Raw genomic sequence first — 21,457 nt, 5'->3', positions numbered from 1 at the left:
GAGGACTCCACAGTGTGACGACGGGGCGGTTCGCGGCTACTTAGCGTCATCGGCGTGTCTGCGACGCTGTCCCCTCCGCTTCCGTCCGTCCCTTCCTGCCCACCAACTGCTCCCGAGCGGCCCGCCCGACGTCAGTCCGGCCGGCGTCGGCTTCCCACCACCGCGCCGTGGGCCGTCGGCTGCCTGCTCGCGGCCGGCTGGGCATTCGCCTTCTTCCTCACCTCCACCCAGGCCCCGCACCGGACCTGGGGGCTGATCGCCACCGCCGGCTACGCCCTGGCCGGCTTGGCCGCCGCGCTGCTCCCGGCGGCGCGCGCCCCGCGCGCCCCGCGCGCCCCGCGCGCCCCGCGCGCCCCGCGCGCCCGCGCGGCCGTGGCGGTGGCGGTGGCGGTGGCCACGCTCGGCGCGGCCGTGCTGCCGCTCGCCGTGCTGGCGGCGCGCGGGGAGGGCCAGCCGGAGGTGCTGGTCGTCGCGCGCTCCGCCGACCTCCTGCTGGAGACCGGCAGCCCGTACCTGCCGCACCCCGGCGAGGTGAACGACTACAACCCCTACCTGCCGGCGATGGCGCTGTTCGGCCTCCCGGCCGCCGTGCTGGGCGATCCGTCGGCCGACCCGTCGGCCGGCGCGCTGACCGGCCCGCTGACCGGCCTGCTGGGCGATCCGCGGCTGTGGTCCGGCGCGTTCCTCCTCGGCTGCCTGGCCGTCAGCTGGCGGCTGCTGCGCTCCCGTCCGCCGGGCCACGCCGCCCGGCCGTCGCCCCCGGCGCCGCTGACCCCGCTGCCGCTGGCCCTCGGCGCGCTCGCGGCCTCCCCGCTGGTCGCGTTCCCGATGGCGGTGAGCGGCATCGACCTGCCGCTGACCGGGGCCTGCTGCCTGGCGCTGGCGCTCGCCGGGCGCGGCCGCGCCGGCTGGGCCGGGACGGTGGCCGGCTTCGCCTGCGCGCTGAAGTGGACGGCCTGGCCGCTGGCGCCGGTCGCCGTCGTGCTGCTGTGGCGGGCCCACGGACCGCGCGCCGCCGTCCGCTGCGCCGCCGTGCTGGCCGCCGTCGCCGCCGTGCTGACCGTGCCGTTCGCGATCACCGCGCCGGGGCCGACGGTCGAGCAGGTCTTCCGCTTCCCGCTGGGGCTGGCCGACCTGCCCACCCCGGCCGCCAGCCCGCTGCCGGGCCACCTGCTGGCCGAACTGGGCGGGGCCGGCCGGGCGGCCGCGCTGGCGCTGCTCGCCGCGGGGGCAGTGGCCGTCGCCGTCCGGCTCCTGCGCCGGCCGCCGGCGGACGCGGTGGGCGCCTGCGACGTGCTGGCCGTGGGGCTCACCGTGGCCTTCCTGCTCGCCCCGGCCAGCCGCTTCGGCTACCTGGCGCTGCCGATCGTGCTGGCGCTGTGGCCCCGGCTGGCCACCGGACGCCGCCTCCCCCTCCCCGCGCCGCGCCTCCCCGCGCCGCGCCTCCCCGCGCCGCGCCTCCCCGCACTCCGTCTCCTCCCCGCACTCCGCCGCCTTCTCCTCCCGGCGCAGCCCGCCGCCGTGCGGCGCTCCCGCCCGCTCACCGTCCCGAACCGGCCCGTCCCGTCCCCCCGCCGGAAGTGAGGCCCACGCCATGGGATCGACGCTCGTCGTCACCAACGACTTCCCGCCCCGGCAGGGCGGCATCGAGACCTTCGTCCACCAGCTCACCACGCGGATGCCGGCCGAGGAGGTGGTCGTCTACACCTCCGCCGAGCCCGGCGCCGCGGCGTTCGACGCCACGCTGCCGTTCCCAGTCGTGCGGGACCGCGCCCACACCCTGCTGCCCACGCCCCGCACCGCCCGCCGGGCCGCCGAACTGGCCCGCGCGCACGGCTGCGACCGGGCGTGGTTCGGCGCCGCCGCCCCGCTCGCCCTGCTGGCGCCGGCGCTGCGCCGCGCCGGGGTGCGGCGGATGGTCGCCACCAGCCACGGCCACGAGATCTGGTGGGCCCGGACCCCGCTGGCCCGCCAGGCGCTGCGCCGGATCGGCCAGGGGGTGGACGTGGTCACCTACCTGGGCGAGTACACCCGGGCCCGGATCGCCCCCGCGCTGGGCCCGCGCGCCCGGATGGTGCGGCTGGTGCCCGGGGTGGACGCGGAGTTGTTCCGCCCGGACACCGCCGGCCGGGCGGCCGTGCGGGCCCGGCACGGCCTGGACGGGCGGCGGCCGGTGATCGCCTGCGTCTCCCGGCTGGTCACCAGGAAGGGGCAGGACACCCTGATCCGCGCCCTGCCGCTGGTCCGGCGGGCCGTCCCGGAGGCCACCGTGCTGATCGTCGGCCAGGGACCCGAGGAGGCGCGGCTGCGCGCCCTGGCCGGGCGGCTGCTGCCCGCCGGGGCGGTCGTCTTCACCGGCGGCCGGCCGCACCGCGACCTGCCGCCGTACCTCGCCGCCGCCGACGTCTTCGCCATGCCCTGCCGCACCCGCAAGGGCGGGCTGGAGGCCGAAGGGCTCGGCATCGTCTACCTGGAGGCGGCGGCCAGCGGCCTGCCGGTGCTGGTCGGCGACTCCGGCGGCGCCGTCGACGCCGTGCTGGACGGCGTGACCGGACACGTCGTCGACGGCACCCGCCCGGAGGCCGTCGCCGAACGACTGGCCGCCCTGCTCACCGACCCCGAGCGCGCCCGCGCGATGGGACGGCGGGGCCGCGCCTGGGTGGAGCGGGAGTGGAGCTGGGACGCCTCCCACGCCCGGCTCGCCGGTCTCCTCGACCCGACCGTCCCCCTGCCTGAGCGGTCGACCGTCCCCGTGCCTGGGCGGTCGTCCCTCCCTGTGCCTGAGCAGTCGTCCGCCGGGCAGTCGTCCTGGCGTGAGTCGTCCGCCGGGCAGTCGTCCGCCGGGCAGCCGTGCTCCGGCCCGGCCGGGCGGGAGCGGTAGCGCGTCGAGGGAAGTCCGCGCACTATCCTCGGACGCATGTCCAGTACCGTCCGCGTTCGTTTCGCTCCCTCGCCGACCGGCATGTTCCACGTCGGCGGCGCACGCTCCGCCCTCTACAACTGGGCGGTGGCACGACAGCAGGGGGGCCGGTTCGTCCTGCGGATCGAGGACACCGACGCCGAGCGGAACCGCCCGGAGTGGACCGAGGGGATCGTCCGCGCGCTGGCCGCCATCGGCATCGCGGCGGATGACCCGGCCTTCGAGGGGCCGTACTTCCAGTCCGCCAACATCGACAAGCACCGCGAGGCCGCGGCCCGGCTGTTCGCCTCCGGCGCCGCCTACTACTGCGACTGCACCCGGGAGCAGGTGCAGGAGCGGACGGCCTCGGAGCACCTCGGCTACGACGGTCACTGCCGGGACCGCGGCCTGGAGTACGCGCCGGGGCGCGCGCTGCGGTTCCGCACCCCGGACGAGGGTGTCACCCGGGTCGTCGACCTGATCCGGGGCGAGCCGGAGTTCCCGAACGCGTCGATGGAGGACTTCGTCGTCGCGCGCGGGGACGGCACCCCGGTGTTCCTCCTGGCGAACGTCGTGGACGACATGGACCAGCGGATCACCCACGTGATCCGCGGCGAGGAGCACCTGTCCAACTCCCCGAAGCAGCAACTGCTGTGGGAGGCGCTGGGCGCGGAGCGGGCGCCGGTGTGGGCGCACCTCCCGGTGATCGTCAACGAGAAGCGGCAGAAGCTGTCCAAGCGCCGCGACAAGGTGGCGCTGGAGGACTACCTCGCCGAGGGGTTCCTGCCCGAGGCGATGGTCAACTACCTGATGCTGCTCGGCTGGGGCCCGGGCGACGACCGGGAGATCCGCCCGTACGCGGAGCTGGAGCGGCTCTTCCGCATCGAGGACGTGGGCTCGGCGCCGGCGTTCTTCGACGTCAAGAAGCTCACCGCGTTCAACGCCGAGTACATCCGCGCCCTGGGCACCGAGGAGTTCCTGGCCGCCTGCCGTCCGTGGCTGACCGCGCCGCACGCGACCTGGGCCGAGGACGCCTTCGACGAGAAGGCGTTCGCCGCCGTGGCGCCGCTGGCGCAGACCCGCCTCCAACTGCTCGGCGAGATCACCGGCTACGTGGACTTCCTGTTCCGCGACGAGCCCGACATCGACGAGGCGTCCTGGGCCAAGGCGATGAAGGCCGGGGCGGCCGACATGCTGCGGGCCGCCCGGGAGCGGCTGGCCGGGGCCGCCTGGACCGCGGACGGCCTGAAGACCGAGATCGAGCAGGCCGGCGCAGGGCTGGGGCTGAAGCTGGGCAAGGCCCAGGCCCCCGTCCGGGTGGCGGTGACCGGCCGCACGGTCGGGCTGCCGCTGTTCGAGTCCCTGGAGGTGCTGGGCCGCGAGCGCACCCTGCGCCGCATCGACGCCGCCCTGGCCCGGCTGGCCACCGAGGGCTGAGGGCTGGGGCCTGAGGGCTGAGGCCTGAGGGCTGAGGCCTGAGGGCGCCGGGACGGGCCCGCACCTGGGTGTGGATGAGGGAGCGGGTCCGTGGCGGGTATGTCTCGTTCTTCTGTTTTGGGAAGAACGCCCCTAGGGGGCCCGAAGGGGGACCCCTTATTTCAAGGCTTTCACAAACAGGGGGGTTCCACAGCCCCCTTTCCGGCGGCTGTGGATAACTCGGGATGTGCACAGGTCAACTGGTGGGCGCTGCACCTTCCACCAGGTGGGCGCTGCACCTTCCCCCCTGAACATCGGCTCACCTGAAACCGTGCACACGGAGGATGGGTGGGAGAGCGCGATGGCGTGAGCCGGGAACGAGGACAGGTGTGGAACGCCGGGGGCGGCACCCGCAGCGGGTGCCGCCCCCGGCGTTCGGGGTTCGCTGTCGGCCTGGAGGCTCGTGGTCGGCGGTCGGCGGTCGGCGGTCGGCGGTCGGTGGTCGGGGAGCCGGGGCCCGGGCGGGCTAGCGTTCCTCCTCCGGGACGGTGACCAGCCAGCGGGTGTCCGGGTGGCGGCGCAGGTAGAACTGGTGGTAGCCGGCGGCGGCGAGCAGGATGCCGGCCGTGATCAGCAGGTCCAGCGGGGCCTGCACGGCCATCACGTACCCCAGGATCACCAGCAGCACCACGGGGATCAGCGGTCCGCCGGGCACCCGGACGCGGTCCGGGTCAGGGGTGGCGGCGGAGGGGGCAGCGGCGGCGGTACGGGCGCGTCGCCAGGAGACGACGCAGGCGGCGGCCACCCCGAAGTACAGCAGCGCCACCGCCACACCGGTCACCCCGCTGAGCGTCTCCACCGGCACGAAGCACAGCACGGCGCCCGGCAGGCCGACCGCCAGCGTGGCGAGCCAGGGCGAGCCCAGGCGGTTGAGCATGGTCATCGCCCGGTTCACCGGCGCCGGCCAGGCCGCGTCGCGGGCGGAGGCGTACAGCACCCGGGAGTTCTGGATGACCATCACGATGCAGGCGTTGATGATGGCCAGCGCCACGCACAGGCTGACGAACGTCCCCACCGCGGAGTTGCTCCACGCCTGGACCATGGCGGACAGGTCGGCGTCGACCAGCGCGCCGGCGTCCGGGGCGGCCAGGGTGATGGCGACCACCGGCAGCAGGATGATCGCCGCGCTGATGCCCAGCGTCCACAGCACGGTGCGCGGCACGGTGCGGCGCGGACGGACCATCTCCTCGGAGAGGTAGACGGCGGTGGTGAAGCCCTGGAGCACGAACAGGGCGACGGCCAGCCCGGCCACCATCGCGCCGGCGGTGAGCGCCTGCTCCAGGCCGGCGCCGTCGCTGATCACCGGCCGGACCAGCACATCGGGGGACTGCTCGGCGTTGCGGAAGCCGAGCACGGCGACCACGGCGGCCGCGGCCACCTCCAGCACCAGGAAGACGCCGGTGATCCAGGCGTTGGCGCGCAGGTCCAGCAGGCCGGCCAGCATCGCCGCCAGCATCACCACCGCGCCGGCCAACTGCGCGTCGACGTCGAGGATCGGGGCGAGGTAGTCGGCGGTGCCCAGCGCGATGATCGGCGGAATGATCATCACCAGGATCAGCGAGAGCACGAACATCAGCCAGCCGGTCAGCCGTCCGGTCACCGAGTGCACCATGGCGTACTCGCCGCCGGCGCTGGGCACCGCGCTGGCCAGCGAGCAGTAGCACAGCGCCACGCCGACGCCGATGACCGCGGCGACCAGCACGGCCAGTGCGGTGCCGGTGCCGAGGTCGGTGAACAGCCCCGGGACGATGACGAAGAGTGACGAGGCCGGGGTGACGCAGGAGAGCGTCAGCAGGGTGCCGCCGGCGACGCCGATCGATCGTCTCAGCGGCGGGGCGGCCGTCGGCGTGGGCCCCGGGTGCGCGCCCGGTGCCGTCGCCCGCCGCGTCGGCGCCGCCGCGCCCGCTCGGTGGGGTTCCGGGCGTTCGGACCGCAGATGTGTCTGTGACAAAAGCGTCCTCCGATCAGGCGGGCGCGGGCCCCGGCGCGGGGCGTCGACCTGCTGATTTCTACCGGAGGCCGGTGGGCGCAGCAAGACTTTTGCGTGTTACAGATCGCGAAATGCGACGGAATCGGTGGCGTAACTCGGATCGGTGTGCGGATTTAGTCGGAGGGCTGGGAGGGTGTGGATTCCGCGTCAGATCCAGCCGCGGGACCGCGCGATCCGCACCGCCTCGTGCCGGTTGGCCGCGCCCAGCTTGGTCACCGCCGCCGACAGGTAGTTGCGCACCGTGCCGGCCGACAGCGACGCCCGCCGGGCGATCTCCTGCACCGGCGCCCCCTCCGCCGCCAGCTCCAGCACGTCCGCCTCCCGGGGCGTCAGCGGACTGTCACCGGCGCTGATCGCCTCCGCCGCCAGCTCCGGATCGACGTAGCGCCCGCCCCGGTGCACCGTGCGCACCGCCTCCGCCAGCACCCGCGCCGACACCGTCTTGGGCAGGAACGCCCGCACCCCCGCCGCCAATGCCCGCTTCAGGTGACCCGGCCGGCCGTGGCTGGTCACGATCACCGAGGCGCACCCGGGAAGCTCCCGCGACAGCTCCGCGGCCACCTGCACCCCGTCCAGGCCCGGCATCTGGAGGTCCAGCAGCGCCACGTCCGGGCGGTGCGCGCGGGCCGCCGCCACCGCCTCCGGCCCCGAGGCCGCCTCCGCGACGACCAGCAGGTCGTCCTCCAGCGCCAGCAGCGCGGCCAGCGCCCCGCGGATCAGGTGCTCGTCGTCCGCCAGCAGCACCCGGATCCGGCCGGTGGCGCCCCCCGAGTCGTCTCCCGCACCGTTCCCCGCGCCCATGTCCGTCGTCCCGTCCATCCTCGCCGTGCCGTCCACCCGTTCCCCGAGCGCGCTCAGTCCATCACGGCGTCCACCGCGTCCGGGCGGCGCGTCCCGGACGCATCCCCGCCGGTCGACGCGGGCACCGGCCCGGACGGGTACGGCATCCGGGCGGTCAGCCGGAAGCGGCCACGCGACAGCGGGCCGGCCGTGATCACCCCGCCCTGAGCCGCCAGCCGCTCCCGCAACCCGGTCAACCCGCTGCCGGCACCACCCCCGGCACCGCCCCACGGGCCGGACGACCGGGCGCGCTCCGCCGTCACCCCGTCGTTCTCCATCACCAGCGTCACCGCCCCCTCCGTGGCCTCCAACGCGACCGTGCAGTTCCTCGCCGAGCTGTGCCGGATCACGTTGGTGGTGCCCTCCCGCACCACCCAGGCCAGCGCCTCCTGCGTGGGGACGGGCAGCTCCGTCCCCTCGCCGATCACCCGGCAGCGCACCCCCGCCGAGTCCAGCAGCGCCCGGGTGCCGGCCAGCTCCACCGCCAGGTCGGTGGACCGGTAGCCCCGCACCACCTCGCGCACCTCGCGCAGCGACTCCTGCGCGATGGCGTGCACCTCGTCCATCTGCTCCGCCGCCTCCGGCCGCCCCCGCCGGGCCAGTTCGGCGGCCAGCTGGCTCTTCAGCGCGACGACCGAGAGGTTGCGGCCCAGCACGTCGTGCAGGTCCCGGGCGAACCGCAGCCGCTCCTCGGCCACCGCGAGCCGGGCCTGGCTGTCCTTGGCCCGGTCCAGGCGGATCATCAGCAGCAGCATCCACACGGTCAGCCGGTACCCGGCCACGACGGCCGCACAGCTGACGCCGGCGGCGACGGTCAGCACCACCAACGCCGACATCGGTCCGCCGGCCAGCACCAGCGCCACGTCGCTGGCCGCCGGCACCACGCACATCAGCCCGAACCGCGCCCACCGGCCGGCCGGCAGCAGCGAGCAGCACCCCGCCGTCATCGACATCACCACGGACTGCACGCCACCGACCGGGGCGCCGAACTCCGGGGGCAGCGGCTGCAACGCGAAGGTCAGCGACACCACGCAGACGGTGGCCGACCCCAGCATCCCGATCACCGACCACCGCTCGGTCCGGCCGCCGCGGGTGTGACGGGTCAGCTCCTTGGAGGTCACCCGCATCACCAGCACCATGTGCGCCAGCACCGACAGCACGATCGCGGAGAGCAGGCCGCTCGACAACTCGGCCAGCGCCGGCGCGGCGGCCACCACACCCAGCGGCTCGATCAGCACCACGAAGTACAGCGAGGAGCGGGTGTAGAAGTCGAAACGGCGCAGCTGGTCCCAGTTGGACCAGCGCGCCCGCAGGCGGTTCGGCACGGCGGCCTCCTGGACTGGCTGGGCGTGGCGGACGGACGGCGGTGGGCGCACGGCGGGGGCGGGGGACGTCGGTCGTCCCCCGCCACGGTGTCACACCGACCGGGCCGTCCAGCAGCCCCCTCGCGCTCCTGGGCGCCCCGGTCGGTCACCTCCCCGCTCGGCCAGGCGACTCAGCCGGGCGACTCAGCCGGGCGACTCAGCCCCGCGGCTCCCAGCGGAACCAGCGGCGGAAGGCCAGGAGACCGAGCAGCAGCCAGGCCGCCAGCACCAGCAGGTGCGGCCAGGCCGCCACGATCGTGCCGCCGAAACCCACCGGGGCGCTCTCGCCGGTCGTGCCCAGCCAGCCCAGTCGGGCCAGTTCGACCACCGGCGTCAGCGGCAGCAGCCGGCACACCTGGGCCGCCGTCTCCGGCAGGACGTCCAGCGGCACCGTCAGACCCGACCCCACCATGCACACCATGAACACCGGCAGGGTGGTGATCTGCGCCATCTCCACGGTCCGGGTGAACGCCGAGCTCAGCGCCGCCAGCAGCACGCAGAGCAGGGTGCCCAGCAGCACGGCGACCACCAGCAGCACCGGGTTGACCGGGAACCGCACGTCCAGCAGCGCCGCGCCGACCCCGACCGCCAGCACCGTCTGCGCCAGCGCCAGCGCCACCGACGGCAGCGCCGTGCCGGTGAGGATCTCCGGATCCGTCAGCTCCCCGGTGCGCAGGCGCTTGAGCACCAGCTCCTCGCGCCGTCCCACCAGCACACTCGTCATGTTCTGGTAGACGACGAGCAGCAGCACGAAGCCGATCATCCCGGTCAGCAGGAACTCCCCGCTGCCCAGGGCGGACTCGGACAGCGGCAGCGAGCCGCTCTCCGCCATGCCGTAGAACATCCAGACGAACAGCGCGGGCAGCACCAGCGCGGTGAACGCCACCATCGTGTTGCGGCCGAACAGCAGCAGCTCCGCCCTGCCCATGGCCACCAGTCGGGACACCGCCATCACGCCGCCACCTCGTTCCTGTCGCCGCGCCGGCCGAACCCGCGTCGGGCCGTGCCGCCCCGCTTCGCGGCCGGGCCGGCCGCCGTCGCACGCTCCCGCCGGGCCACCGCGAGGAACGCCTCCTCCAACGAGCCGGAGCGGGCGTCCAGCCCCGGCAACGTAAGGTCACGGGCGTCGGCCCAGGCCAGCAGCGCGCCGAGATCCGCCTGGAGCCGCGCGGTGGTCATCGACGTCCGCCCGGCCGGGCCGGTGCTCCACTCGCCGGACAGCGCCGGCAGGTCCGCCACGGTCACGCCGACCGGCAGCTCGAAGGAGATGGACGACGGCTGCGCCGCGGCGATCTCCGCGGGGGTGCCGGAGAGCACGATGCTCCCGGCGTGCATGATCGCCACCCGGTCGGCGAGCTCCGCCGCCTCCTCCAGGTAGTGGGTGGTCAGCAGCACCGTCGTCCCCTCGTTCAACAGGGAACGCACCAGGTCCCAGGTGGCGCGCCGGCTCTCCGGGTCCAGGCCGGTGGTGGGCTCGTCCAGGAAGAGCACGGCGGGCCGGCCCAACAGGGCCGCCGCGAGGTCCAGCCGGCGCCGCTCGCCGCCGGACAGCCGCTTGACCGCGACCCCCGCCCGCCCGGCCAGCCCCACCAGGTCCAGCGCCTCCGCGACCGGCCGGGCGCCCGTGGTGCAGCCGGCCCACATCCGCAGCGTCTCCGCCGCCGTCAGGTCGGACGGGAAGCCGCCCTCCTGGAGCATCACCCCGGTGCGCGGCCGCACCTTCGCCCGCTCCCGGTACGGGTCGTGGCCCAGCACCCGCACCGTGCCGGCGGACGGTCGCGCCAGCCCCTCCAGCACCTCCACCGTGGAGGTCTTGCCCGCCCCGTTGGTGCCCAGCAGGGCGAACAGCTCCCCGCCGCGCACCGTGAACGAGACGTCGCGCACGGCCTCGAAGCCCTGCGGCCCGCCGTACCGCCGGCTCAGGCCGGCCACCTCGATCGGATTCACCATGCCCACGAGCCTGCCGGCGGCCGGGCGCCGGCGGCAGTGCGGTCGCTCACCGGTCCGCGTGCACGCCGCACGGCCGGGCGGTGACAGATGTCATGACGACGCGGCAGGGCAGGCGCGGCGGTCGGGGACGGGGGTGCCGGTGGGGCGGCCGTCGGGGTGCCGCCGGTGGGGCGCTTGATCGCGGTAGGCCGCGATCGCGATCCGGACGAACGAGCGGACCAGTGGATCGGTGTCGCCCGCCCTCCACGCCACCACCACGCGGCTCGGCGGCATGTCGACCAGCGGCAGCACGGTGAGGCCGTCCGCCGGCTCGTGGTCCAGGAGAGTCAGGCCCACCGTGCCGTTCCAGAGCACCGCCTGCCGGCATTCCTGGACCGCCCGCACCACCGGACCCTCGCGTCGCCGGCCGCCGTTCCAGTACGACTGCCAGCGGGGATCGGTTCCCTCCGGGAACCGGAACCAGCGCCGGTCGGCCAGGTCGGCCAGCCGCAGGCTGTCGCGGCGGGCCAGCGGATCGTCGGCGCGCAGCAGCGCTCCGACCGGGTCGGCGCGCAGTTCGCGCACGTCCAGGCCGGTCTCGTCGAACGGCCCGCGGGTCAGGGCGACGTCCACCAGTCCGGCGTGCAGGCCGCAGGTGGGGTCGGTCAGGTCGGTGTCGCGGACGCGCACCTCGACGTGCGGGTGCCGCCGGCGGAAGGCCGCGGCCAGCCGGGCCGCGCCAGGGTCGGCGCCGTCCCCCAGGACGCCGACGGTGATGGTCGCGGCGCCGGCCGCCGCGGCCACGCGTACCCGCGCCCGGTCCGCCTGGTCGAGCAGGGCGCGTGCCTCGTCGAGCAGCACCGCCCCCGCCGGGGTGAGCGTGACGCCGGCGGGGGACCGGACGAACAGCACGGCGCCGACCTCGGTCTCCAGGCGCTTGATCGCCCGGCTCAGCGGCGGCTGACTCATGTGCAGCCGGCCGGCCGCCCGGCCGAAGTGGAGCTCCTCGGCGACCGCCACGAAATAGCGCAGCGTGCGTAGTTCCACGCTGCGACGATACCCGTGCGGTATCGCCGCGGCGGAACGGGTCTTGGACGGCCGCGGCGCTCCGGCCGTGGAATCGAGGCATGACCGAAGAAACGAAGGCCGGCGGGCCGACCGCGGCCCCCGCCGTGTCGGTGACAGCCCCCGCCGGGGCGGTGGCAGCCCCCGCCGTGTCGGTGGTCGGCCCGGACGAGGGCGAGACGATCCTCCTGGGCAGCACGCGACTGCGCGTCCTGGAGGACGGCAGCCACACCGGGCACCGCCTCGGGCTGGCCGAGTCCGTCCTCGCGCCGCACACACCGGGACCGCCGCAGCACCGTCACGCCGAGCACGACGAGGGCTTCTACGTCATCTCCGGCACCGTGCGGTTCACCGTCGGCGAGAAGGAGTACGACGCGACGCCGGGCACGCTCGTGATGGTCCCGCCCGGGGTGCCGCACACGTTCGCCAACACGACCGACCAACCGGCCGTCATGCTCAGCACGTTCACACCGGACCTGTACGTGCGGTACTTCCGGGACCTGCGGGACATGATCGCGGGCGGCCGGGAACTGACCCCGAAGGCGAACATCGAAGCGATGAGCCGTTACGCCACCGAGCCCGCCGCCGAATTCGGGTAGGGGCCGAGGCCGTGACCGCCTCCGGAGCTCCTGGCTGTCGCGGGTGCTCCGAGCCGGCGTTCACGCGGTGACCGCGTACGCGAACTCTGACTGGCCACCACGAACGGGAACTGATGAACGTCGCATATTGGATCGTCGCCGGCCTGCTCGCCCTCTTCTACCTGTACGGGGGCGGGGTGAAGGTGGTACGGAGCCGCGAGCGGCTCCGGCCGATGATGGCGTGGGTGGACAGCACGCCGATGCCGGCCGTCAGGGCCATCGGGCTGATCGAGGTGCTCGGCGCGATCGGGCTGATCCTCCCGCCGCTGACCGGCGTCGCGCCCTGGCTGGCCCTGGCCGCGGCGATCGGCTTCGTGGCCCTGCAGATCGGCGCGACCAGGGTGCACCTGGCCCTCGGAGACCGCCGGATCGCCCTCAACATCACGCTCATGCTGGTCGCGGCCGTGACCGTCTGGCTGGCGACCGCATGGGTGTGAAGCACGTGTGCCCCCTCGGGTGGGTGAGGGGGTGAGCGGGTGGGCGGGTGAGCGGAGTGGGCGGGTGAGCGGGTGAGCGAAGCGGGCGAGCGGGCGGGCGGAGCGAGCCCGAGCCCATGACCGCGCGCGCCCCCCGAAGACGGCTCCCGCCCCTTTTCCCGGGCCTCACTCGGGGGTTTTCGACCCGCCCGCCGTACTTCCCCCCAAACCCCCCTTGGGGGGCTTTTCGACCCCCTTCTTCAGGATCCCACGGGGGGATGGCGCGCCGCAGCCCTCTACTTGCCGCCTGTGGATAACTTCCTTCGGCGGGGGTGGAGTTGGGCTGCTGAACTTCCCCCCAAACCCCCCTTGGGGGGCTTTTCGACCCCCTTCTTCAGGATCCTACGGGGGGAAGGTGCGCCGCAGCCCTCTACTTGCCGCCTGTGGATAACTCCGTCCGGCGGGGCTGGAGTTGGGCTGCCGAATCTCGCCCCAAACCCCCTTTGGGGGGCTTTTTGGGCCCCTTTTTCAGGATCCCATGGGGAGGTGGCGCGGCGCAGCCCTCCATGTGCGGCCTGTGGATAACTCTGTTGGCGGTCTGGTCTGGGCTGGGTGCGGGCTGGGCTGGGTGCGAGCTGGGCTGGAGGGGGCGCTGGGCTGGAGGAGGCGCTGGGCTGGAGGAGGCGCTGGGGTGGGGAGGTGCGGCCTGCGTGGGAGGGCTGAGAGCGTTCTCAGGACGCTTCGCTGGCCGCGGGCGCGTCCGCACCCCCGGAAAGCGCGGGGCCGGCACCCGTGGCACTCGCTGCCTCCGCCCCCGACGGCTCCGCGCGGGGTGTCGGCTCCCCGCCCGGCTCCCCGCCGGCCACCACCTGCGCTCCCGGCTCCCCGCCGGCCACCGCCTGTCCCCCAGCCACCGCCTGCGCCCCCGGCGCCCCCTTGGCACCAGGCGTCCCCTCCGCCCCCGGCGCCGGCTCGACGCCCGGCGCGGCGCCGGTGCTGCCGCGCACCACCAGCTCCGGGCGGAAGATCAGCTCGCCGCGCGGCGCCTTCTCGCCCGCGATCTCGCCGAGCAGCGCGCCGACCGCGGCCAGCCCCATCTCCCGCACCGACTGCCGCACCGTGGTCAGCGGCGGGTCGGTGTAGGCCATCAGCGGCGCGTCGTCGAAGCCGATCACCGACACGTCCTGCGGCACCCGCAGCCCCCGCGACCGGGCCGCCCGGATCGCGCCGATCGCCATCAGGTCGTTGCCGCAGCAGATCGCCGTGCAGCCGGCGTCCAACAGCTGCACGGCCGCCGCCGCGCCGCCCTCCACCGAGAACAGGGTGTTGATGATCAGGCCCTCCTCCAGCGGGTCGCGGCCGATCAGCCGCCGCGCCGTGCGCCGGAAGCCCTCGGTCTTGCGCACCACCGTGGTGTACCGGTCCTGGCCGACCGCCAGCCCGATCCTCCGGTGCCCCAGCGAGTGCAGGTGGGTCACCGCCAGTTCCATCGAGGAGACGTCGTCGTGCGAGAGGAACGGCGCGTCCACCCCCGCCATGTAGCCGTTGATCAGCACGATCGGCAGCCCGCGGTCCACCAGGCGGCGGTAGCGGCCCGGGTCGGAGCGGGTGTCGGCGTGCAGGCCGTTGACGAAGATGATCCCGGAGACGCCGCGGTCCAGCAGCAGGTCGGTGTAGTCGTCCTCGGTGATCCCACCGGGCGTCTGGGTGCACAGCACCGCCGTCCAGCCGTGCATCGACAGCGACGTCTCGATGACCTCGGCGAACTCCGGGAAGATCGGGTTGCTCAGCTCCGGGACGATCAGCCCGATCAATCCGGCCCGCTGCTGCTGCGCCTTCGCGGGACGGTCGTAGCCCAGCACGTCCAGGGCGCCGAGCACGGCCCGCCGGGTCGCCGCGGCGACGCCGGGCTTGCCGTTCAGGACCCGGCTCACGGTCGCCTCGCTGACGCCGGCGTGGGCGGCGATGTCGGCCAGTCGGGTGGTCATGGGCTCAACCTATCCGTTTGTTCGCTGGGCCCCTCCTCGCCGTCAGGCGGGAGAGGAGGAAGGGACGCCGTGCGGGGGCTCGGTGCCGGCGCCGATGCGTTCAGGCGCCGGCACCGAGGGTCCACACCGCGCCCGACGACCGGCGTCGGGCGCGGGCGGTGCCGCGGGTCAGGCGCCGGCGCCCCGCCACCACACCGCGGTCTCGGCCGGGATGCGCGCCACCCCGCCGGTGACCTCCACCGGTGCGGAGGCGAGCAGCACCTCACCCGGTGCCGGCAGTTCGACGTCCTTGTCGGTGACGTTGACCGTAACCTCAAGTCCGGTCTCGCGGGAGAAGGTGAGCACACCCTCCGGCGAGGGCAGCCAGTTCAGCAGCTCGCCGCCGCCCCACTGCCGGCGCAGCCGCAGCGCCTCGCGGTACAGCGAGAGCATCGAGGCGGGGTCCTCGCGCTGCGCCTCGACGGTCAGCGCGGCCCAGCGGGCCGGGGCCGGCAGCCAGGCCTTCTCCAGCCCCTCGGGGCCGAAGCCGAACGGCGCCGCCGTGCCGGACCAGGGCAGCGGCACCCGGCAGCCGTCGCGGCCCGGGTCCTCGCCGTTGGTGCGGTGGTAGCGCGGGTCCTCGATGAGCTCCACGGGCAGGTCCTGGATCTCCTCCAGGCCCAGCTCCTCGCCCTGGTAGACGTAGGCGGAGCCGGGCAGGCCGAGCATCAGCAGGGCCGCCGCGCGGGCCCGGCGGGTGCCCTGCTCGCCGCCGCCGTAGCGGGTGACGTGGCGGACGACGTCGTGGTTGGAGAGCACCCAGGTGGTGGGCGCGCCGACCTGGGCGGTGGCGGCCAGCGAGTCGTCGATGACGGCGCGCAGCGCCTCGGCGGACCACTCGGCGTGCAGGTAGGCGAAGTTGAAGGCCTGGTGCAGCTCGTCGGCGCGCAGGTAGCGGGCCATCCGCTCGGCGTTGGGCACCCACGCCTCGGCGACGAAGATCCGCTCGCCGGGGTAGGAGTCGAGCAGGGCGCGCCACTCGCGGTAGACGCCGTGCACCTCGTCCTGGTCCCAGTAGGGCAGGACGGCGGTGGTGAGCATCTCGGCCTGGCCGGTGGTGCCGACGTCCGGCAGCCCCTCGGCCTTGAACATGCCGTGGGCGACGTCGACGCGGAAGCCGTCCACGCCGCGGTCCAGCCAGAACCGGAGGATGTCGGCGAACTCCTCGCGCACGGCGGGGTTGCGCCAGTTCAGGTCGGGCTGCTCGGGGGCGAACAGGTGCAGGTACCACTCGCCGGGGGTGCCGTCGGGGTTGGTGGTGCGGGTCCAGGCCAGGCCGCCGAAGACGGACTCCCAGTCGTTGGGCGGGAGTTCGCCGTTCTCGCCGCGGCCGGGGCGGAAGATGTAGCGCTCGCGGGCGGGGGAGCCGGGCTCGGCGGCCAGCGCCTCGACGAACCAGGGGTGCTGGTCGGAGGTGTGGTTGGGGACGAGGTCGACGATGACCTTGATGCCGAGGCGGTGGGCCTCGGCCAGCATCGCGTCGAAGTCCTCCAGGCCGCCGAAGAGCGGGTCCACGTCGCGGTAGTCGGCGACGTCGTAGCCGCCGTCGGCCATCGGGGAGGTGTAGAAGGGGGTGATCCACACGGCGTCGACGCCGAGGTCGGCCAGGTGGGGCAGGCGCTGCCGGATGCCGCCCATGTCCCCGACGCCGTCGCCGTCGGAGTCGGCGAAGGAGCGGATGTAGACCTGGTAGATCACGGCGTCCCGCCACCAGGCGGCGCGGTCGGCGTCGGCTCCGGTGGTGCCGGCCTGCGTGAGCGGCGTGGCGTCGCTGGGCAGACCGGTCTGGTCGGCCGTGGTGCGGACGGGCGCGGATTCGGGCACGGGTGGTCCTGTTCTACGCGGACGGGGCAGGAGCCCACGTGGAGGGTGTTCCGGGGCGGCCACGGCGGGCCGCCCCTGCGGTCGGCGGTGCGCGGTGCGGTCGGCGGGGTGCGCTGTGCGGACGGACGCTGCGCGGTGCGGACGACGACGGGCCGGGGCTATCCCTTGGTGCCGCCGGCGGTCAGGCCCTGCACCAGTCCGCGCTGGGCGATCAGGAAGATGATCGCGGCGGGGATGGTGATCAGGACGCTGGCCGAGGTCATCAGGCCCCACTCGGTCTTGTACTGGTCGACGAAGGTCGACAGGCCGACGGGCAGCGTGTAGCTCTCGTTGCCGGTCATGAAGACGGAGGCGTAGGCCACCTCGCCCCAGGCGGTGATGAACGAGTAGAAGGCGGTGACGGCCAGGCCCGGGCGGGCCAGCGGCAGCACCAGCCGGTAGAAGGTGCCCAGCGGGGTGAGCCCGTCGACCTGGCCGGCCTCGTCGATCTCCACCGGCACCGAGTCGAAGTAGCCCTTGAGCATCCAGGTGCAGAAGGGCACCGCGGTGGTGCAGTAGGCGAGGATCAGGCCGCCGAAGTTGTTCAGCAGGCCGTAGGTGGACATCAGGTTGTACAGCGGCACGATCAGGATCGCGACCGGGAACATCTGGGTGAGCAGGAAGCTCCACAGCATGGGCCGGCGGCCGGGGAAGCGGAACCGGGAGAGCGCGTAGGCCGCCGTGGCGGACAGGAACACGCCGAGCACCATGGTTCCGGCGGCGACCAGCAGCGAGTTGCCGAACCAGGTGAGCAGCTCGGTCTCGAACAGCACCTGCCGGTAGTTGCCGAGCGTCGGGTCCTGGATCGGGTTGGCGTTGTTCCAGGTGCCGCGGGGCTTGAAGGAGGTCAGGGCCACCCAGATGATCGGCAGGATGGCGATCAGCGCGGTGACGACCAGCGTGGCGTGGATGCCGAAGGAGGCGAGCGGGGAGCGCTGGCCCCGGCCGCGCGGGGCCTTGGCGGTCCGGGCCGGCGTGGCGGTGGCGGTCGCCGGGGTGGCGGGGGCGGCGGTGGCGGACATGGTCACCACACATCCTCTCCGTTGTTGCGGAGCACGCGGCGGTAGATCACCGCGTAGACCGTGAGGATCAGCAGGATCAGCGCGCCCCAGGTGGAGGCCACCGAGTAGTTGCGGATGCCCTCGAAGGCCAGTCGGTAGGCGTAGGTGACGAGGATCTCGGTGGAGTCACCGGGGCCGCCGCCGGACACCAGGAAGATGATCGGGAACTGGTTGAAGGTCCACACGGTGCCGAGCAGCAGCACGGTCATCGAGACGGTGCGCACGCCGGGCAGGGTGACGTGGCGGAAGCGCTGCCACGGGGAGGTGCCGTCCATCTCGGCGGCCTCGTACAGCTCGCCGGGGATGGACTGCAGGGCGCCGAGCATCGCCACCATCATGAACGGGATGCCGATCCAGATGTTGACGAGCATGACGGAGAGCCGGGCCAGACCGGGCTCGCTGAGCCAGTCCAGCGCCGGCAGGCCCACCGAGGTGAGCACGGCGTTGAAGAGCCCGCCGTCGCCGTTGTAGAGGAAGCGCCAGGCGAAGGCGGAGACGAAGGGCGGGACGGCCCACGGCATGATGAGCAGCACCCGGTAGATGCCGCGGCCGCGGATCCGCCGGTTGAGCAGGACCGCGAGCGCCAGGCCGATCAGGTAGTGGGCGCCGACGCAGCCGATCGTCCACACCAGCGTCCACAGCAGCTTGTCCCAGAAGACCCCGCTGGTGAGGACGTCGGAGAAGTTCTCGAAGCCGATCAGCTCGTAGGTCGCGGGGATCTCGTTGACGCCGATGGTCTTGGCGACGTTGCGCTCGTTGGCGTTGGTCAGCGACAGCCACAGGCCGTTGACCAGTGGGTAGCCGATGATCCCGACCATCACGATGACGACCGGCGCCACCATGGCCCACGCGTAGCGGTGCCGGCGGATGCTCCGGGCGAGCCGCTGGCCGTTGGTGGGCCGTGCGGCGTCGGGGACGGGGCCGGCGCCCTTGGCGCCGGATCGGACAGCGGTGGCGGCGGGGCCGGCCCCCCGGTGGGGGGCCGGCGTCGCCGGCTTCAGCGAATGCTCAGCCATGGTGGGTTATCCCGTTGCCGCGTCAGGACCAGTCGGTGAGGAACTCGCGGTAGTTCTCGGCGACGTCGTCGAGGGACTTCTGCGGGTCCTCGCCACCGATCATCTCGGGGACGTTGACGTCCAGGGGGGTGAACAGCAGGCCGGCCTCGGGGATGGACGGGCGGGCCACGGCGCCGTCGAGGACCGCCTTGAAGTCGGCGATCAGCTGGTTCTCCGCGACGCCGTCGGCCTCGTACACGCTGGAGCGGGTGGGCAGCAGGCCGAGCTCGGTGGCGAGGGTGGTCTGGCTCTCCGCGGAGTTCATGAACTCGATGAACAGGTAGGAGGCGTCGAGGGCGTCCGAGCCGGCGTAGGCGGCGTAGTTGTGGCCGCCGACGGGGGTGCCGGCGCCGGCGCTGCCGCCGGGCATCGGGGCGATGCCGAGGTTCTCGGTGGAGCCGCCGAAGGCCTCGCCCGAGGTGATCTGGCCGACGCCCCACGGACCCTCGATGACCATGGCCACGTCACCGGCGCCGAAGGCGGCCTGCATGTTGGTGTAGCCCTGGGCGAGGTCGGGCCGGACCGAGACGCCCTCGTCGATCAGCGACTTCATGGTCTCCCAGCCGGCGACCGCCTCGGGGGAGTTGACCGTGATCTTCTGGCCCTCGACGTCCAGCAGGTCGCCGCCCTCGCCGTAGATGAACGGCAGCGAGTAGTAGCCGGTGGGGTTGAGGTAGGTGGCGTCGGCCCCGGTCTTGTCCTTGATGGTGGGGGCGATCTGCGCCATCTCCTCCCAGGTGGTCGGCACCTCGACGCCGGCCTGCTCGAAGATCTCGCGGTTGTAGAGCAGGGCGAGGGTGTCGGTCACCTGCGGGACGCCGTAGGTCACGCCGTCGAAGACGCCGGTGGCGGCGGGGCCGGCGAGGTAGTCCTCGTAGTTCGACATGGCGGGGGTGCCGTCGAGCGGGGCGAGGTAGCCCAGGGAGGCGAACTCGGGGGTCCAGGCGACCTCGGCGCGGATCACGTCCGGGGCGCCGTCGCCGCTCTGCGCGGCCGTCTTGAACTTGTTCTGGGCCTGGTCGAACGGCACGTTGACGTACTCGACGTCGATGTTCGGGTACTGCTCCTCGAACTGCGCGATGAGCTCCTCGAAGACCGGAGCCTCGTTGGTCGCGTCGGAGGTGTCCCAGTAGGTGACGGTGCCGCTCACCGACGCCGGGTCGGCGGAGGCGTTGCCGCCGTTGCCGCCGTTCCCACCGTCACCGCTGTCGCCTCCACCGCACGCGGTGGCGGTCAGGGCCAGGCAAGCCACGACTCCGAGCAGATGGATGCGACGCATGTCGCCCCTCCTTGTCCACGCGCGAGGCCACTCCCGTAGTGGCCCGCCGGATGCCCCGCGCCGTTGCGGACGAGGGGCTGTGGCGAGGAAGCTAGCAACCGTTTTGCAGCCCCGTAAACAGTCTTGCGGAAAAATTCTGCAAGAAGTTGCACGGGACTCCGCGCGTCGACACCTCGCGAGGTGCCTCAGTGTGCTATGGAGACCACGGAGCGAGACGATCCGCAGTGGCTGAGGCCCCGCGTGGCGACTTCGGTGGCGCCGCAGCCAGTGTGCGCCGGAAAGGTCGCGATTTGGTCGCGAAGGCATGCCGGAAGCATCGTGCAAGCGCTGCGGAAGGTTGCTGCCGTGCCGAAAGGGGCGGCAGGGGCGGCCGCGAGTGAGCCGCGGGGAGCGCCGATCGGGGGCGGGGAGCGGGGGGCACGCCGACCAGCCGAAGGGCCTCCGGAAAGCCGAAGGGCCTCCCGATCCGGAGACCGGGAGGCCCTTCTACATGGAGCGGACGACGGGACTCGAACCCGCGACCCTCACCTTGGCAAGGTGATGCTCTACCAACTGAGCCACGTCCGCATGTGGTCGCCGTGAACCGCACCCGTGGGGCGCGTCGATGCCCGGCGCGAGCATCGATCCCGTCCGCGGCTACCCGTAGGCCGCCGCGCCGAGGAGTGGAGCGGACGACGGGACTCGAACCCGCGACCCTCACCTTGGCAAGGTGATGCTCTACCAACTGAGCCACGTCCGCATGATGCCGTTCGCCGTCCGACACCCGAAGGGCCGAACCGCGATGGCGACCACCACTCTACCCGATCCGCCGGGGTGCTCGTGCGAGGCGGAGTGGTCGACCTCACACGGGCCCGGCCGGGAAGAGCGTGGTGGAGCGGGTGACAGGAATCGCACACTGCGCCTCCGCCTTGGAAAGGCGGCGCTCTGCTACTGAGCTACACCCGCGAGTCGAATAGCGGTTTCCGAAAAACGGAGCCGTATCCGATCGAGCGGGTGACAGGAATCGCACACTGCGCCTCCGCCTTGGAAAGGCGGCGCTCTGCTACTGAGCTACACCCGCATGCCCACCGGGGTTTCGAACCCCCGCGGTGCGTTGATCAGAACTGTAGCGGATCATCACCCGATCCGTCAGCTCGGGTCCGGGCCGGTCCTGCCGACGACGCCCGCGCGGGCGTGTGGCCCCACCGGCCCGGGGCCCGGCGGGCGGCTCAGGCGGTCGACTCGGCGAACGCCGTGTAGACGCTCTTCGGGATGCGGCCGCGGGTCGGCACCTCGATGCCGCGCGCCCGCGCCCAGGCGCGCACCGTCGCCGGGTCCGACGCCACCGTGGTGCGGCGGAAGTGACGGCCCTGCGGGGTGCGGCGCCGGCCGGCCTGCACGTACGGGGCCAGCAGGGAGCGCAGCTGCTCGGCGTTGGCGGCGGACAGGTCGATCTCGTAGCGCTGGCCGTCGAGGCCGAAGACCACCGTCTCCTCGCCGGCGCTGCCGTCGATGTCGTCGTACAGGTTGACCACTACGCGCTGAGCCATGGCTGGCCGTCCTTCCGGGCGCTGAA

17 protein-coding genes and 4 tRNA genes are annotated in these 21,457 nt (G+C 73.7%); 5 read left to right on the top strand and 16 right to left on the bottom strand.

The features are described 5' to 3' along the window. Positions 1-54 precede the first annotated feature (54 nt). The 3 genes from FHU37_RS10820 (at position 55) to gltX (ending at position 4,336) form a co-directional block, all read left to right on the top strand. Positions 55-1,584, top strand: a complete 1,530-nt coding sequence (locus FHU37_RS10820) for a glycosyltransferase 87 family protein (RefSeq protein WP_312892544.1) — start codon at positions 55-57, stop codon at positions 1,582-1,584. A gap of 10 nt (positions 1,585-1,594) precedes the next feature. Then, positions 1,595-2,881, top strand: coding sequence for a glycosyltransferase family 4 protein (locus FHU37_RS10815; protein WP_179813987.1), 1,287 nt, complete (start codon positions 1,595-1,597; stop codon positions 2,879-2,881). 81 nt (positions 2,882-2,962) lie between these two features. After that, positions 2,963-4,336, top strand: a complete 1,374-nt coding sequence (gene gltX, locus FHU37_RS10810; RefSeq protein ID WP_246450804.1) for a glutamate--tRNA ligase — start codon at positions 2,963-2,965, stop codon at positions 4,334-4,336. Between the two features lie 505 nt (positions 4,337-4,841). Here gltX and FHU37_RS10805 read toward each other — a convergent pair. The 6 genes from FHU37_RS10805 to FHU37_RS10780 form a co-directional block, all read right to left on the bottom strand. Further along, positions 4,842-6,326 carry an APC family permease gene (locus FHU37_RS10805; protein ID WP_246449738.1) on the bottom strand — a complete coding sequence of 495 codons (1,485 nt, stop codon included), beginning with the start codon at positions 6,324-6,326 and terminating at the stop codon, positions 4,842-4,844. A gap of 186 nt (positions 6,327-6,512) precedes the next feature. Then, complete coding sequence (locus tag FHU37_RS10800; RefSeq protein WP_179816179.1) at positions 6,513-7,166, bottom strand: response regulator transcription factor; 654 nt, start codon at positions 7,164-7,166, stop codon at positions 6,513-6,515. A gap of 53 nt (positions 7,167-7,219) precedes the next feature. Next, on the bottom strand, positions 7,220-8,530 hold the full coding sequence (locus tag FHU37_RS10795; protein ID WP_312892543.1) for a sensor histidine kinase: 1,311 nt from the start codon (positions 8,528-8,530) through the stop codon (positions 7,220-7,222). 196 nt (positions 8,531-8,726) lie between these two features. Next, positions 8,727-9,521, bottom strand: a complete 795-nt coding sequence (locus FHU37_RS10790) for an ABC transporter permease (RefSeq protein WP_179813985.1) — start codon at positions 9,519-9,521, stop codon at positions 8,727-8,729. Then, positions 9,521-10,519, bottom strand: coding sequence for an ABC transporter ATP-binding protein (locus FHU37_RS10785; RefSeq protein WP_179813984.1), 999 nt, complete (start codon positions 10,517-10,519; stop codon positions 9,521-9,523). The genes FHU37_RS10790 and FHU37_RS10785 overlap by 1 nt, the downstream gene beginning before the upstream one ends. A 90-nt stretch (positions 10,520-10,609) precedes the next feature. Next, on the bottom strand, positions 10,610-11,545 hold the full coding sequence (locus FHU37_RS10780; protein WP_179813983.1) for a LysR family transcriptional regulator: 936 nt from the start codon (positions 11,543-11,545) through the stop codon (positions 10,610-10,612). 80 nt (positions 11,546-11,625) lie between these two features. Here FHU37_RS10780 and FHU37_RS10775 point away from each other — a divergent pair, with 80 nt between their 5' ends. Continuing rightward, the gene (locus FHU37_RS10775; RefSeq protein WP_179813982.1) at positions 11,626-12,162 is read left to right on the top strand and encodes a cupin domain-containing protein; all 537 of its coding nucleotides are present in this window, start codon (positions 11,626-11,628) and stop codon (positions 12,160-12,162) included. A 113-nt stretch (positions 12,163-12,275) separates the two neighbouring features. Beyond that, the gene (locus tag FHU37_RS10770) at positions 12,276-12,638 is read left to right on the top strand and encodes a DoxX family protein (RefSeq protein ID WP_179813981.1); all 363 of its coding nucleotides are present in this window, start codon (positions 12,276-12,278) and stop codon (positions 12,636-12,638) included. A 710-nt stretch (positions 12,639-13,348) separates the two neighbouring features. Here the strand turns inward: FHU37_RS10770 and FHU37_RS10765 are convergent. From FHU37_RS10765 to FHU37_RS10720, 10 genes are all read right to left on the bottom strand, one after another. Then, on the bottom strand, positions 13,349-14,605 hold the full coding sequence (locus FHU37_RS10765; protein ID WP_179813980.1) for a LacI family DNA-binding transcriptional regulator: 1,257 nt from the start codon (positions 14,603-14,605) through the stop codon (positions 13,349-13,351). A gap of 168 nt (positions 14,606-14,773) precedes the next feature. Next, positions 14,774-16,423: a glycoside hydrolase family 13 protein gene (locus tag FHU37_RS10760; protein WP_246450801.1), complete on the bottom strand. Its 1,650-nt coding sequence runs from the start codon at positions 16,421-16,423 to the stop codon at positions 14,774-14,776. A 203-nt stretch (positions 16,424-16,626) separates the two neighbouring features. Then, entirely contained in the window at positions 16,627-17,529 is a 903-nt protein-coding gene (locus FHU37_RS10755; protein WP_179816176.1) for a sugar ABC transporter permease, read from the bottom strand. 2 nt (positions 17,530-17,531) lie between these two features. Further along, positions 17,532-18,584, bottom strand: coding sequence for a carbohydrate ABC transporter permease (locus tag FHU37_RS10750; RefSeq protein WP_179813979.1), 1,053 nt, complete (start codon positions 18,582-18,584; stop codon positions 17,532-17,534). Positions 18,585-18,606: 22 nt separating this feature from the next. Beyond that, a complete protein-coding gene (locus FHU37_RS10745; protein WP_179813978.1) occupies positions 18,607-19,902 on the bottom strand; it encodes an extracellular solute-binding protein in 1,296 nt (431 codons plus the stop codon). Between the two features lie 491 nt (positions 19,903-20,393). Further along, positions 20,394-20,469, bottom strand: a tRNA-Gly gene (locus FHU37_RS10740). Between the two features lie 96 nt (positions 20,470-20,565). Next, positions 20,566-20,641: transfer RNA gene (locus FHU37_RS10735), tRNA-Gly, on the bottom strand. A 131-nt stretch (positions 20,642-20,772) separates the two neighbouring features. Continuing rightward, a tRNA-Gly gene (locus tag FHU37_RS10730) sits at positions 20,773-20,847 on the bottom strand. Positions 20,848-20,890: 43 nt separating this feature from the next. Continuing rightward, positions 20,891-20,962 (bottom strand) — tRNA-Gly (locus tag FHU37_RS10725). 148 nt (positions 20,963-21,110) lie between these two features. Next, positions 21,111-21,431: a histone-like nucleoid-structuring protein Lsr2 gene (locus FHU37_RS10720; protein WP_179813977.1), complete on the bottom strand. Its 321-nt coding sequence runs from the start codon at positions 21,429-21,431 to the stop codon at positions 21,111-21,113. Between the last annotated feature and the right edge of the window lie 26 nt (positions 21,432-21,457).

Source organism: Allostreptomyces psammosilenae, assembly GCF_013407765.1.
In the GTDB taxonomy this organism is placed as follows: domain Bacteria; phylum Actinomycetota; class Actinomycetes; order Streptomycetales; family Streptomycetaceae; genus Allostreptomyces; species Allostreptomyces psammosilenae.
The sequence above is the reverse complement of the archived record's forward strand: the minus strand, read 5'-3'. Positions and strand labels throughout refer to the sequence as shown.